At 70.0% G+C, this 13,740-nt stretch carries 16 protein-coding genes; 1 reads left to right on the forward strand and 15 read right to left on the reverse strand.

Annotated elements, in window-relative coordinates:
* Positions 1–40: 40 nt before the first annotated feature.
* The 8 genes from IF54_RS0107365 to rpsB form a co-directional block, all read right to left on the reverse strand.
* The gene (locus tag IF54_RS0107365) at positions 41–304 is read right to left on the reverse strand and encodes a hypothetical protein (RefSeq protein WP_030315797.1); all 264 of its coding nucleotides are present in this window, start codon (positions 302–304) and stop codon (positions 41–43) included.
* Positions 301–1,437: a WXG100 family type VII secretion target gene (locus IF54_RS0107370; RefSeq protein WP_030315799.1), complete on the reverse strand. Its 1,137-nt coding sequence runs from the start codon at positions 1,435–1,437 to the stop codon at positions 301–303. Before IF54_RS0107370 ends, IF54_RS0107365 begins: the two co-directional genes overlap by 4 nt.
* Positions 1,434–1,763: a WXG100 family type VII secretion target gene (locus IF54_RS0107375; protein WP_234438930.1), complete on the reverse strand. Its 330-nt coding sequence runs from the start codon at positions 1,761–1,763 to the stop codon at positions 1,434–1,436. The genes IF54_RS0107370 and IF54_RS0107375 overlap by 4 nt, the downstream gene beginning before the upstream one ends.
* 213 nt (positions 1,764–1,976) lie before the next feature.
* Complete coding sequence (locus IF54_RS0107380; RefSeq protein ID WP_037819516.1) at positions 1,977–3,134, reverse strand: phosphatidate cytidylyltransferase; 1,158 nt, start codon at positions 3,132–3,134, stop codon at positions 1,977–1,979.
* The gene (gene frr / locus IF54_RS0107385; protein WP_020138771.1) at positions 3,134–3,691 is read right to left on the reverse strand and encodes a ribosome recycling factor; all 558 of its coding nucleotides are present in this window, start codon (positions 3,689–3,691) and stop codon (positions 3,134–3,136) included. The genes IF54_RS0107380 and frr overlap by 1 nt, the downstream gene beginning before the upstream one ends.
* 148 nt (positions 3,692–3,839) lie before the next feature.
* The gene (gene pyrH / locus IF54_RS0107390) at positions 3,840–4,598 is read right to left on the reverse strand and encodes a UMP kinase (RefSeq protein WP_030315804.1); all 759 of its coding nucleotides are present in this window, start codon (positions 4,596–4,598) and stop codon (positions 3,840–3,842) included.
* Positions 4,599–4,787: 189 nt separating this feature from the next.
* The gene (gene tsf, locus IF54_RS0107395; protein WP_020138769.1) at positions 4,788–5,624 is read right to left on the reverse strand and encodes a translation elongation factor Ts; all 837 of its coding nucleotides are present in this window, start codon (positions 5,622–5,624) and stop codon (positions 4,788–4,790) included.
* 134 nt (positions 5,625–5,758) lie between these two features.
* Positions 5,759–6,685, reverse strand: a complete 927-nt coding sequence (gene rpsB / locus IF54_RS0107400; protein WP_030315806.1) for a 30S ribosomal protein S2 — start codon at positions 6,683–6,685, stop codon at positions 5,759–5,761.
* 332 nt (positions 6,686–7,017) lie between these two features.
* Between rpsB and IF54_RS0107405 the strand changes: the two genes are divergently transcribed.
* On the forward strand, positions 7,018–7,569 hold the full coding sequence (locus IF54_RS0107405; protein WP_234438931.1) for a murein hydrolase activator EnvC family protein: 552 nt from the start codon (positions 7,018–7,020) through the stop codon (positions 7,567–7,569).
* A gap of 134 nt (positions 7,570–7,703) precedes the next feature.
* Here IF54_RS0107405 and IF54_RS0107410 read toward each other — a convergent pair whose 3' ends face one another.
* The 7 genes from IF54_RS0107410 to IF54_RS0107440 form a co-directional block, all read right to left on the reverse strand.
* Entirely contained in the window at positions 7,704–8,261 is a 558-nt protein-coding gene (locus IF54_RS0107410) for a TetR/AcrR family transcriptional regulator (protein WP_030315809.1), read from the reverse strand.
* 105 nt (positions 8,262–8,366) lie between these two features.
* A complete protein-coding gene (whiG, locus tag IF54_RS0107415; protein ID WP_028809835.1) occupies positions 8,367–9,209 on the reverse strand; it encodes an RNA polymerase sigma factor WhiG in 843 nt (280 codons plus the stop codon).
* 252 nt (positions 9,210–9,461) lie between these two features.
* A complete protein-coding gene (gene dprA, locus IF54_RS0107420; RefSeq protein ID WP_051735363.1) occupies positions 9,462–10,562 on the reverse strand; it encodes a DNA-processing protein DprA in 1,101 nt (366 codons plus the stop codon).
* A gap of 41 nt (positions 10,563–10,603) precedes the next feature.
* Entirely contained in the window at positions 10,604–12,214 is a 1,611-nt protein-coding gene (locus tag IF54_RS0107425) for a YifB family Mg chelatase-like AAA ATPase (protein ID WP_030315813.1), read from the reverse strand.
* Position 12,215: 1 nt separating this feature from the next.
* On the reverse strand, positions 12,216–12,578 hold the full coding sequence (locus IF54_RS0107430; protein WP_030315815.1) for a YraN family protein: 363 nt from the start codon (positions 12,576–12,578) through the stop codon (positions 12,216–12,218).
* Positions 12,579–12,699: 121 nt separating this feature from the next.
* Positions 12,700–13,008: a DUF2469 domain-containing protein gene (locus IF54_RS0107435; protein WP_003965949.1), complete on the reverse strand. Its 309-nt coding sequence runs from the start codon at positions 13,006–13,008 to the stop codon at positions 12,700–12,702.
* A gap of 56 nt (positions 13,009–13,064) precedes the next feature.
* The gene (locus tag IF54_RS0107440) at positions 13,065–13,541 is read right to left on the reverse strand and encodes an NUDIX hydrolase (protein ID WP_030315817.1); all 477 of its coding nucleotides are present in this window, start codon (positions 13,539–13,541) and stop codon (positions 13,065–13,067) included.
* Positions 13,542–13,740 lie beyond the last annotated feature (199 nt).

A 13,740-nucleotide genomic window follows, 5' to 3' on the forward strand; every position in this document is an offset into this window, starting at 1 on the left:
TCGCGCCCATGGCGGCCGCACCCATCACGTGGCTCGCCACTCACAGGATCCATGCACCGAGGGCCGCGACCGCCGCGCCGACGACGAGGAAGCACCCGGCGGTGAGGGTGACCGGGAGTACCTGGCCGCGGCGGCGGGAGGGGTCCAGGCCGCGCCATGTGCTGATCGCCGCGTACAGGCCGATGAGAGCGATCGCACAGCCGATGGCGAGGGCGAGGAAGCCGAAGAAACCGGACCAGGTGGAGGAGTGGTTCGGGTTCGGGGTGAACACGGCCGCGAGGGCCGTTCCGCCGAGGAGGCTCACTTGTCGTTCTCGTCCTTCGTCAGGTTCTGGATGTCGGCCTCGATACCGGAGGCGGCGGCGTAGACGCCCGTGTTGAGGGTGGTGCCCACGGTGTTCCTGAACGCTCCGTCCGCGATCCTGCCCTGCTCGCTGAGGTGTTCCCCACCGAGGCTGCCGTGCTGCTCCAGGGCGTGGTTGACCCCGTGGTTCTGAGCGTTTCCGGCGGCACCGGCGACCGCGTTCGTCAGCGCGTCCTGGCCCATGGTCGACGCGTCCTGGCCGTTCGCGTAGTCGGCTGTCAGACCACCCGTGACGTTGCCGAACGCGCCGTTGAGCGCGGTGCCGAGCAGACCCTCCCCGCGCAGGACGTCTCCGGCCGCCCCGGTGAGACGGGCCCCGACCGCGCCGGCTCCCGCGGTGAAGCCCGCCGTACCGCCCGCGAGCAGCGCGCCGTTCCTGAGGTCGGCGCCGACGGTCACCGGCTGCCCGTTCACGGCCTGGGTCACCATGATGCTTCCCGAGTCCGCCACGAAGTTCGTGGTGAAGCTCTCCAGCCCCGTCCTGGCGAAGCTCGCGCTGACCCTGGCGACGGCCGTGAGCATCTTCTCCAGCGTGGCGACCGTCTCCGCGCTGAGCCCCGAGAACCGCTCCAGGAGGCCCGCCACCCGCTCCGCCGCCGCCGTGAAGAGCCGGACCAGGTCCACGACCTTGGCCACCCGCGCCGCCACCGCCGTGTTCGCGACGAGGTCGGAGATGAAACCGGTGAAGAACGACAGTGCGACCCCGGCGATCTCCATCTCGGCGATCTCGACGCAGATGTCGATGATCTCCTTGTTGATCCCGTCGATCTCGTCGGCGTACGAGCGCAGCCCGTCGGCGACCTGGTGGAAGTGGGCGGCGACGTCCTGGACGACCTTCTTCTGCTCGCTCCAGTGCCGCTCGAAGGCGTCGCGCGCGGCTCCGTGCCACCCCTGCCGGTCGACCCCGGCTATCGCGGAGTCCACGGCCCGTACGACGTCCGTCAGCTCGGTGCCCATCGCGTCCCAGGAGCGGGCGATGGCCCGGAGCGTGTCGCCGTCGCCGCCCGGGAGCTCCACGCCGGCCGCCTGGAGGATCTCCAGGACCTTGCCGTCGATCCAGTCGTTGAGGCTCACGGACGGCCGCCCGAGGCCGCGGAGTGCAGATATCCGAGGGCCGTCCGATCGGAGTCCGCGTAGTGGGTGGCGTTCAGCCGCAACCGGTCGCCGTCGCTCCTGAGCACGTCCGGAAGGTGTCCGAGCGCCTGGACGGTGTTCTCCAGCAGTTGCCGGTACTTCTCCGACGCGCCGTCACAGACCCCCAGCAGCCCGAACGCCTGCCCTATCTCCGCCGCGCTCGCCGAGAAAGACCCGATGGGCCCTGCGAGTCCCGTCGCCTCCCGGTCGAACCTGCCCGCAAGTTCCGTCAATGTCTCGGGGTCCACCCCGAACTGCTCGCTCATCCCGCTCCCCCGTTCGAAAACCGACGCGGCGGTCAGCATCCCGGACGAACTCCCGCGGAAACGGCCCTTTTTACGTATGCGAAGCAAGCCCTGACACACAATTTGCGCCGACCTGGGCTCCGCCATGCCTACGTCGGCAGGCCTCCCCCTGCCCGCTGACGAAACGCAAAGGGGCGGCAGCCGTCGCTGCCGCCCCTCGCTCACCTTCGTACGTCAGCCGCTGCCCACGAACAGCACCATCAGCAGCCACACCACCGGCGCCGTCGGCAACAGCGAGTCCAGGCGGTCCATGATGCCGCCGTGGCCCGGCAGCAGGGTGCCCATGTCCTTGATGCCGAGGTCCCGCTTGATCATCGACTCGCCGAGGTCACCCAGCGTCGCGCTGGCGGCGACGGCGAGGCCGAGGAGCAGGCCCTGCCACCACGTGCCGTCGTCGATCAGGAACTGCATGCACAGCGCGCCCGCCGCCATCGCGAACGACACCGCTCCGACCAGGCCCTCCCGGGTCTTGCCGGGACTGATGCGCGGCGCGAGCTTGTGCGTGCCGAAACGCCAGCCGACCGCGTACGCGCCGGTGTCGCTGACGACGGTCAGGAGCAGGAAGGTCAGGACCCGCAGCGCCCCGTCCTCGGCCGCCAGCATCATGGCGACGAACGTGGCCAGGAACGGGACGTAGAACGCCGCGAAGACACCCGCCGTGACGTCCTTGAGGTAGCCCTCCGGCGGTTCCGTCATCCGCCAGACCAGGACCGCCAGTGCCGTGAGCGCCATGGCCACCCAGGCGCCCTCCGCGCCCCGGACGTACCCGGCGACGACCATCGCGGCCCCGCCGAGCGCCAGCGGCACCAGCGGCGCCTTGATGCCCTTGCGCTCCTGGAGCCTGCTGGTCAGCTCCCACAGGCCCACCACGACGGCGACCGCTATGACGCCGACGAAGACTGCCTTGACGAAGAACAGGGAGGCGATGATCACCACACCGAGCCCGACGCCGACCCCTATGGCCGCGCCCAGATCCCGTCCCGCACTCTTCTTCTGCGGCGCGGGCGCCGGCTGCGAGGCGTCGGGCATGGGCTCCGGATCCTGCTTCTGCGGCGCCGCGAAGGGCTGCGCCGACGTGGTCTCGTCACGGACGGTGGTGTTCCGGAACGGCTCGTCCTGGAACAAGGGGCCGCTCAGCCGAGCGGCCCCCCTGTCGTCATCCTGGTCTCCGCCGTACGCGGGTCCGTCGGGCACGATGGGCATGGGGCGAGTGTGCTGCGCGTCATGCGCATCGTACGCGGGACCCGCCGGGGCAGCCCCCTGGACAGGCCCCTGGTCGGACGGCCCCCAGTACCCGGCGTGGGGCGGAGTCGCCCAGGAAGAGTCGTTCATCAGACCTCGAGCAGCTCCGCTTCCTTGTGCTTCAGGAGCTCGTCCACCTGGGCGACGTACTTGTGCGTCGCGTCGTCGAGCTCCTTCTCCGCACGGCGGCCCTCGTCCTCGCCGATCTCGCCGTCCTTGACGAGCTTGTCGATCGAGTCCTTGGCCTTGCGGCGGACCGAGCGGATGGACACCCGGGAGTCCTCGGCCTTGCCCTTGGCGACCTTGATGTAGTCGCGGCGGCGCTCCTCGGTGAGCTCGGGGAACACCACTCGGATGATGTTGCCGTCGTTGCTCGGGTTGACGCCCAGGTCGGAGTCGCGGATCGCCTGCTCGATGTTGCGCAGTGCGGTCTTGTCGAACGGGGTCACGACCGCCATGCGCGGCTCCGGCACGGAGAACGAGGCCAGCTGGTTGATCGGCGTCGGCGCGCCGTAGTAGTCGGCCACGATCTTGTTGAACATCGCCGGGTGCGCACGACCGGTGCGGATCGCGGCGAAGTCCTCCTTGGCGACCACGACGGCCTTCTCCATCTTCTCCTCGGCTTCGAGGAGGGTCTCTTCGATCACCACTTGCTCCTGCGTGTCTTGAGTAGGCCCGGCTGCTGTTCCGTATGCGTGGGGGCGGCGGCCGGCTGCGTCGCGTCTTCTTCCTGCACGGTTCCCGACCGGCAGGACATTGTCCATCCCCCGGTCAGGGACCGGGTGTAACTCGGGTCTAGTCCCGGCTGCCCTGGTCGCCCACCAGCGTGCCGATCTTCTCACCCTTGACGGCGCGGGCGATATTGCCCTCCGCCAGGAGCTCGAACACCAGGATCGGGAGCTTGTTGTCGCGGCACAGCGTGACGGCGGTGGCGTCGGCGACCTTGAGGTCGCGGGTGATGACCTCGCCGTAGCCGAGGGCGTCGAACTTGACCGCGTCGGGGTTGGTCTTCGGGTCGGAGTCGTAGACCCCGTCCACGCCGTTCTTGCCCATGAGGAGCGCCTCGGCGTCGATCTCCAGGGCGCGCTGTGCGGCGGTGGTGTCGGTGGAGAAGTACGGCATGCCCATACCGGCGCCGAAGATGACCACGCGGCCCTTCTCCAGGTGGCGCACGGCGCGCAGCGGGATGTACGGCTCGGCGACCTGGCCCATGGTGATGGCGGTCTGCACCCGGCTGTCGATGCCCTCCTTCTCCAGGAAGTCCTGGAGGGCCAGGCAGTTCATCACGGTGCCGAGCATGCCCATGTAGTCGGAGCGGGCCCGGTCCATGCCGCGCTGCTGGAGCTCGGCGCCGCGGAAGAAGTTGCCGCCGCCGATGACGACGGCGATCTCGGCGCCGTCCCGGACGACGGCGGCGATCTCACGGGCGATCTTGTGCACCACGTCGGGGTCCACACCCAGGCCGCCGCCACCGGCGAACGCCTCTCCGGACAGCTTCAGCAGAAACCGGCCGCGTACTTTGCCGTCGTCGCTCTTCTGGGCCTTGGTGGTCATGGGGATCCCGCCTCTTTCACCTGTTGCACATACGAAGAAGGCCATTGCCGGTTGGGAACTGGTTCGCATCCCATGCGCGGCAATGGCCTCCTCGTCAGATCTGCTGTCGTCCGCCACGCGCGTGCGTGGCGGCGTACCGCACGACTGCTGACGACCCTATCGGGCCCGCGCGTCGCTCGCGGTACGGACTCAGATGCCGACCTTGATGCGCGTGAAGCGCTTCAGGGTGACACCGGCCTCGTCCAGGACCTTCTGGACCGACTTCTTGTTGTCCAGCGCGTAGGGCTGGCCGAGCAGCGTGGCGTCCTTGAAGAAGCCGTTGAGGCGACCCTCGACGATCTTCGGCAGGGCGGCCTCGGGCTTGCCCTCGGCGCGGGTGGTCTCCTCGGCGACGCGGCGCTCGGACTCGACGACCTCGGCCGGCACGTCCTCCTTGGAGAGGTACTTCGGCGCGAAGGCGGCGATGTGCTGGGCGACACCGCGGGCGACCTCGGCGTTCGGCTTGTCCAGCTCGACGAGGACACCGATCTGCGGGGGCAGGTCGGGCATCGTGCGGTGCATGTACGCGGTCACGAAGCCGTCGGCGAACTGCGCGAAGCGGTCCAGCACGATCTTCTCGCCGAGGTTGGCGTTGGCCTCGTCCACGAACGCCTGGACGGTCTTGCCGGCCTCGATCTCGGAGGCGAGCAGGGCCTCCAGGTCGGCCGGGGAGGTCGCGGCGACGTGCTCGGCGATCTGGTTGGCGACGGCCTGGAACTTCTCGCCCTTGGCGACGAAGTCCGTCTCGCACTTCAGCTCGACCAGGACACCGGAGGAGTTGTCGTCGGCGATGATCGAGACCACGGCGCCGTTCTCGGCGGAGCGGCCCTCGCGCTTGGCGACGCCCTTCTGGCCCTTGATCCGGAGCGCCTCGACAGCCTTCTCGACGTCGCCCTCGGCCTCGTCCAGCGCCTTCTTGCAGTCCATCATGCCGGCGCCGGTGAGCTCACGGAGCTTCTTGACGTCGGCGGCGGTGTAGTTCGCCATGAGTCTGTGAATCTTTCTCGAAGTCGGGAGATCTGCCCGATCCACGATCCACACGCAGATGAGGATCGCGAACCTATGGGTGAACGGCGGGAGCGAACCGGATGTCGGCCGCTCCCGCCGTCAACGCTGACTGATCAGGCCTGCTCGGCCTCGGCGGCGGGAGCCTCGGCGGCCGGAGCCTCGGCAGCGGCCTCGGCCGGGGCCTCAGCGGCGGGGGCCTCGGCAGCAGGGGCCTCAGCGGCGGCCTCGGCGGCGGGCGCCTCGGCGGGAGCCTCCTCGGCCTTCTTCTCGCCGCCCTCGAGCAGGTCGCGCTCCCACTCGGCGAGCGGCTCGCCGGCGGCCTTCTCGCCCTTGTCACCGGTGGCGACGCGCGAGCGGCTGATGAGGCCCTCGGCGACGGCGTCGGCGATCACACGGGTGAGCAGGGTGACGGAGCGGATCGCGTCGTCGTTGCCCGGGATCTTGTAGTCGACCTCGTCGGGGTCGCAGTTGGTGTCGAGGATCGCGACGACCGGGATGTTGAGCTTCCGGGCCTCGCCGACCGCGATGTGCTCCTTCTTGGTGTCCACGATCCAGACGGCGCTGGGCACCTTCTGCATCTCGCGGATACCGCCGAGGGTCTTCTCGAGCTTGGCCTTCTCACGCGAGAGGACCAGGAGCTCCTTCTTGGTCAGACCCGACGCGGCGACGTCCTCGAAGTCGATCTGCTCGAGCTCCTTGAGGCGCTGGAGACGCTTGTAGACGGTCGAGAAGTTGGTGAGCATGCCGCCCAGCCAGCGCTGGTTGACGTAGGGCATGCCGACGCGGGTGGCCTGCTCGGCGATGGCCTCCTGCGCCTGCTTCTTCGTGCCGACGAACATGACCGTGCCGCCGTGGGCGACGGTCTCCTTGACGAACTCGTAGGCGCGGTCGATGTACGACAGCGACTGGAGCAGGTCGATGATGTAGATGCCGTTGCGCTCGGTGAAGATGAAGCGCTTCATCTTCGGGTTCCAGCGACGGGTCTGGTGACCGAAGTGGACGCCGCTCTCCAGCAGCTCCCGCATCGTGACGACGGCCATGGCCGTTCTCCTTGGTGATCTCGGTTGTACCGCGGGTACCGGAGGGCACCCGCGCCTGACGCCCGCGACGCGCCTTGCCACAGAGGACCGAGAGGCGCTGACACCGACCGCTCGGCGGCCTGATGTCGGGGCGTGCGAAGTCGACCCGGTCACCCGGATCGCCAGAAGAAGTGTACGGGACCCGCGGGGTACCGGGTGACGCCGATGTCCACAACCGGGGAGTAGTCCACAGGTCCCGGCCATGAGCGGTGCGGACAAGGGACGGTTTCCCTATGCGAGTGAAGCGATACGGACGATGTGCCGGGTGGCTGGTGCTGGGGTTTCTGCTGTTCATGACGGCTGCGACCGCTGCGCCCTCTCCCGGCCCGGCACCCGGGGCGCCCCTTTCCACCCACGCGCCCTTTCTCACCCCGGTGGCCACGGACGTCTCGGTGCCGGCGATCGGCCGCACCTGGCCCGTGGGCATCCGCCCGGCGGTCCTGCGCGGCTGGGAACCTCCGGCGACGGTGTACGGCCGCGGCCACCGGGGCGTGGACCTGGCGGCGCCCGCGGGAACGCCGGTCAGGACCGTCGCCGCGGGCCGGGTGTCCTTCGCGGGCCGGGTGGCGGGCAAGGGGGTGGTGTCCGTGGAACTGACGGGCACGGACCTTCGCACGACCTACGAACCGGTCACGGCGTCGGTCGCGAAGGGCGACGAGGTGGCGGCCGGCGAGGTGGTGGGAACGGTGAACGCCACGGGCTCCCACTGTAGGACCACCTGCGTGCACTGGGGCCTGCGGAGAGGGGAGACCTACCTGGACCCGCTGTCCCTGCTCCCGCCATGGCTGTTGCACAGGGGGCCGTCGAGGTTGTTGCCCGTACTGGGACTGCCGCTGCCGACGTAGCGCCCGGCCCGCTGCACGTACCCAAGGGGCGCGGGGGAACTGCGCGACCGGCCACGACGGATCTGCACCCGGCAGCCGCCCCTCAGCCCCGTACGTCCCCAGCCGGCCTCAGCCCCGCACGTCCGCAGCCTCTCTCAGCCCCGCACGCCCCGCAGAGCCATGGCAACGGCAGCCTCGGTCACCACACCGGGTTCCTCAGCGGCACCCAGCTCGATCCTCCGGACAGCCGCGTCCACAATCCCCTGCACGAGCATCGCCGCCAGCCGGGGCTGCTCGTGCCCCGTCTCCCCCAGCGCCTCGACGATCAGCCCGACAAGACCCCCGTGCGCCGCCCGGATCTTCTCCCGGGCCCCTGCCTCCAGCTCGCTCGCGGAGATGGCGACGACGGCCCGGTGCCGCCGGTCCCCGACCAGCGTGAGCTGCTGCCGCACATACGCCTCGACCTTGCCCTCGGGCGAGGGCTCCCGCTCCATGGCCGCCGCGACCTCCGCGGCCCAGACGGGGAAGTCGACCTCGCACAGCTCCTCGACCACGGCGGCCCGCGACCGGAAGTACTCGTACACCGACGACCGCGCGAGTCCCGTCCGCTCGGCGAGGGCCGGGAAGGTCAGCGCTTCCGTCCCGCCCTCGGACAGCAGTGACCGAGCCGCGTCCAGCAGGGCGGCTCGCTGCATCGACCGGTGCTCGGCCACGGAGGCCGCTCGAATCCTTGGCACGTCAACCACTGTACGGACGCGACCCCGCGGACGGGAGCCACTCCGGTCGACCTGCCGTCGCCGTAAAGCCGTACGGCCAGGTCAGCGGCCGAAAGCGGCCAGCTTCGCCCGCAGCTGGAGCACCGACTTGGTGTGGATCTGGCTGACCCGGCTCTCGGTCACGCCCAGCACGTTGCCGATCTCCGCGAGCGTGAGGCCCTCGTAGTAGTACAGGGTCACCACGGTCTTCTCCCGCTCGGGCAGGGTGTTGATCGCCCGGGCGAGGAACCGCCGGAGCTCCCGGTCCTCGGCGACCTCCACGGGGTTGTCCGCGGCGGTGTCCTCCAGGGTGTCCATGAGGCTGAGCCGGTCGCCGCCCTCGCCCCCGACGTGCAGCAGCTCCTCCAGCGCCACCACGTTGGCCAGCGACAACTGGCTGAAAACCGCGTGCAGATCGTCCACCGCGATGCCCAGCTCGCCGGCGACCTCGCCCTCCGTCGGCGTCCGCCGCAGCCGCGCCTCCAGCGTGGCGTACGCCCGCTCGACGTTGCGCGCCTTCTGCCGCACGGACCGCGGGATCCAGTCCAGCGCCCGCAGCTCGTCGATCATCGCGCCCCGGATCCGGGTGATCGCATAGGTCTCGAACTTGATCTCGCGGTCGATGTCGAACTTCTCGATCGCATCGATCAGTCCGAAGACCCCGGAGGACACGAAGTCCGCCTGTTCGACATTGGGCGGCAGGCCGACGCTCACGCGCCCTGCGACGTACTTCACGAGCGGTGAGTAGTGCAGGATCAGCTGCTCGCGCAGCCGCTCGTCTCCCGACGCCTTGTACGACCGCCACAGCTCGTCGAGTGTCGAGGGAGCGGGCGGCCGCACGCTGCCACCGTCACGGGCGGCTGGGGGGATCGCCGCCCGGTCGGATCCGGAAGTGTGCTGGGGCATTCGTCGCCTTGTGCCGTTCTGCCGTGAAGTAGGCGTTGTACGTGCTGTACGTGGAGTGCGTCGGAAACCCCGTGAGCGTAGCGTGACTGAGCTGTCGCAGTGCGCAAACAGTGTGGCGGAGTGCCCGCCCGGACGCGTCCCGTCGGCGACTCACCGTAGCCGCGAGCGTCGCCCTGTGTGATCACCGGAACACCCCAACTGCTGTAATTCCCAAGGTTGTCGGGGTTCCCCCGGACGGCCGAACACGCTCGGTCAGCGCGGGCTGCGGCCGCCCCGGACCGAGATCACCGCTTGGCGTGTCAACTTCCAGCCGTCGCCGTGTCGTTCGACGTAACCAAGTGCACGGAGTTCGTACAGTCTCGCGATCGCGTCGTCGCCGGTCGTCTGCGCGCCCCGGGCGATCTCGTCCACCCCGGCCTCCCGGTGCCCGGGCAGCGCGGACAGCACTCTCCGCGCCGCCGGGGCCAGGAGGTCCCGCGGCAGCACGGGTCCGCGCCGGTCCGGGGCCAGCTCCCCCATGTCGCCGACGAGCTCCACGACTTCCGCGGCGTCCGTGACCAGCGTGGCGTCCTCGCGCAGCAGTTCGTGCACCCCGGCGGAGAGGCTGCTGGTGGCGGGCCCGGGCACCCCCATCGTGTGTCGGCCCAACCGCCGAGCCGCCCGCGCGGTGACCAGGGAGCCACTGCGGTGGGCCGCCTCGACGACCACGGTGCCGCGGGTGAGGGCGGCGATCACCCGGTTCCGCAGCACGAATCTGCTGGGCGTCGGATGCTCGCCGGGCGGCAACTCCCCGATCACCAGACCCTGTTCGGCGATCCTGGTGATCAACTGGGTGTGTCCGCGCGGGTAGGCCCGGTCGACCCCGCAGGCCAGCACGGCGACGGTGGCCCCGCCGGCGCCGAGGGCACCGCGGTGGGCGGCGCCGTCGACTCCGTAGGCACCGCCGGAGACGACCACCCAGCCGCGCTCGGCGAGCCCGGTGCCGAGGGTGGACGCCATGTGGGCCCCGTACTCGGTACAGGCACGGGCTCCGACGACGGCGACGGATCTCAGCGCCCACATCCTGAGGCCGGCCCTCCCCCGTACCCAGAGCCCGATGGGCCGCGTGTCCCCGAGGTCGTCCAGCTGGCCGGGCCACTCGGTGTCCCCGGGCACGACGAACCGTGCACCGGCCTCGTACGCCTGACCGAGGTCCCGTTCCGCGTCGGCGACCGCGGCCCGGGCCAGCAGCCCGCCCCACCGCTTCTCACCCACCCCGGGCAGGGCCTCCCCGCCACCCCGCAACCGCGAGGCCACCGCGCCCGCTCCCCACTCCCGAATCCACCGCCCCCCGACCTCGTCCCCCGGCTCCATGACCCGGGCGAGGAAGACACGGTCGATCAGCTCACCGTCGTTCACCGCGCCATCCCCTCCAGGACGGCACCGCGTCGGACACCAGTGCGCAGTTCCAGGGCCCAGTTCACGTCGTTGGCCGAGGGTCGATCACGGCCTGCCAGGTCAGCCACGGTCCAGGCCACACGCAGCACCCGGTCCAGACCGCGAGCCGTCAGGAGGCCGCGGTCAAGGTCCTCTTCGGCTTTGCGCAGCGCACCCGACTGCACATGCCAGCGGGTGCGCAGCTCATGACCCGGCACCTCGCTGTTGGTGCGCCACGGCGTCCCTTCGTAACGTCGGGCCGCCCGTTCTCTCGCCGTCCTGACGCGCTCTGCGACTGTTGCAGTCGTCTCGGCAGCGTTGTGGAGCTGGAGCAGCTCGGCCCTGGCCACCGGTTCGACTGTCACGCGCAGATCGACCCGGTCCATCAGAGGTCCGGAGAGCCGAGCGCGGTACCTCTTGATGGAGGAGGGCCTGCACTCGCAGACGTCGTCGCCCCTTCCGTGCCTCCCGCAGGGGCAGGGATTGGCTGCCAGCACCATGAGGAACTTCGCGGGCATCCGCAGCATCCCGGCTGCTCTGGCAACCACGACGTGCCCCGACTCCAGCGGCTGGCGAAGGGCGTCCAGGACACTGCTGTGAAACTCTGCGGCTTCATCCAGAAAAAGCACACCGTGGTGCGAAAGGGACACAGCCCCGGGTCGAGGCAGTCCGTTCCCTCCGCCGACGAGCGAAGCCATCGTCGCCGAGTGGTGCGGGGCGCAGTACGGCGCCCTGTCCACGAGAGGATGTCCTGGCGGCAGGACCCCCGCAACGGAGTGCACCGCGGTGACCTCAAGCGACTCCTGCCTGCTCAGCTCGGGCAGCAGCCCCGAAAGCCGCTCGGCCAGTATGGTCTTGCCGGCACCCGGGGGCCCCTTGAAGAAGACGTGATGACGACCTGCCGCAGCCACCTCCAAGGCGGACCTGGCCATGTGCTGTCCTGCCACATCGGCCAGATCCGGAGCGTGCTCCCCGGTGAGAGCTCCGGTCCCGAGGCCGGTCCCCGGAAGGGCGAGGCCGGCGAGGAACGGATCTGGGCGGATCTCTCCAGGGACCGGTTCCTCGTCGGGCACCGGCTCGTCGGTGAGCACCGCGATGAGCTGACGAAGGCTGCGCACGCCCAGGACCGAGACGCCCGGCACCAGCGACGCCTCAGGGACTGCGCACTCCGGTACGACCACCTGTTCGTACCCGGCGTCCGCGGCGGCCAGCACCGCCGGCAGGATCCCTCGGACCGGCCGGACCCGCCCGTCCAGCCCCAGCTCCCCGATCATCACGATATCGGCGAGGACTCGGGGGTCGATCCGCTCTGCCGCGCCCAGGACCGCCGCCGCCACTGCGAGGTCGAAGCCGCTTCCACTTTTCGGTACGGACGCCGGACTCAGCCCCACGGTCAGCTTCTTCTGCGGCCATGGCGCCCCCGAGTTCACCATCGCCGCCCGCACCCGGTCCCGGCTCTCCGTCAAGCTCTTGTCCGGCAGGCCCACCAGCGTGAACGCCGCCACACCCGGCTCCAGGTCCGCCTGGACCTCGACCACGACTCCCTCGACGCCCACCAGCGCCACCGAGCACGTACGAGCGAAACCCATCTCAGGCCACCCCCCGCGCATGCTCGACCATGGGCGCGCCGCGCCGGGGCAGGACCACGCCCACCAGATCGATGCGGACGCCTCCCGGCGGTGCCCCTCCATGGGCGTGGATCCAGCACGCGGCGAGGCCCCGCAGCCGCTCCGCCTTGTCCGGGGTCACCGCGGCCATGGGGTGCTCGAAGGTCCCCGTCCGCCGCGTCTTGACCTCGCAGACGACCAGGACCTCGCCGTCCTGCGCCACGATGTCGATCTCACCGGTCCTGCCACAGCGCCAGTTGCGCTCCAGGACCGTCATCCCGGCCTCGGTCAGCCGCCTCGCGGCCAGACTCTCGCCGTACTTGCCGAGTGCACTGCGTGCGTTCATGTCGGCACCACCTCCGGCACCGACGATCACGCAGTCCAGCCCACCCTGTTGATCTTGGTGGACTACTCAGCGGTTGTGGAAAACCCCGTCACCCACACGGGTGCGCCGACCCCGGCCGGGCTCATCCGCCCGGCAGCTCCAGGTCACTCTTGTTCAGCTCCTCGATGTTCACGTCCTTGAACGTCAACACCCGGACCTGCTTCACGAAGCGAGCCGGCCGATACATGTCCCACACCCACGCATCCGCCATGGACACCTCGAAGAACACCTCACCCTGGACCGAGTGGACCTGCATCTCGTAGTCGTTGGTCAGGTAGAAGCGTCGCTCGGTCTCGATCACGTATTTGAACAGACCGACGACATCGCGGTACTCCCGGTAGAGCTTCAGCTCCATCTCGGTCTCGTACTTCTCGAGGTCCTCGGCGCTCATGGCATGTTCCCCTTCAGCCGTGCGATCCCACTATTGTGCGCCAGCCCCGTCAGCCCCTAGACGATTTCGGTGTCGAGGGTCACGGGTCCGGCCGGGGGGCCTTCGTCGAGCAGCCTTCGCAGCAGCTCGGCGAGTCTGGTCGGATACACCGTCTCATGTGCCCGGGTCAGTTCCTGACACGTCCACCAGCGCGCTCCGGCGACGCTGCGCCGCTCCAGCTCGGTGAGGCCTCTCGCCTCGGTGGCCGTCTGCGTCGTACGGGCCAGGTAGTACCACTCGTCCTGGTCCCAGCGGCGGCCCGCGAACGGGAAGGAGCACGTCCGCCGCCAGAGCACCGGCCCGAGCTCCACCTCGGTGATGCCGGTCTCCTCGGCGAGTTCCCTCAGTGCGGCCTCTTCACGGGTCTCGTCGCCCTCGAGTCCTCCGCCGGGCGTGAACCACCAGTCGTCGGCAGGGTCGTCCGGTTCGTGCCCGTGCAGCAGCAGGATGCGGTCCTCGGGATCGAGCAGCACCACCCGGGCCACCTTGCGCAACCCGCCCTCGTACGCCTCCGCCGCCCCACCTGGAGCTTCGGCCGCGGCCCCTGCGGCCGAGCACGCATCCGAGTCCCCCTTCGAGGCTCCGCCCGAGCCCACGGACCCGGCGGCAGCAGGAGCCGAGTCAGAGGATCCACCGGACACCCCGGCCGACAGGTCGGAGCCACCGGACACTCCGGCCGCTCCACCCAGACCC

This window comes from Streptomyces sp. NRRL B-3229, assembly GCF_000719505.1.
Taxonomy (GTDB): Bacteria; Actinomycetota; Actinomycetes; order Streptomycetales; family Streptomycetaceae; genus Streptomyces; species Streptomyces griseorubiginosus.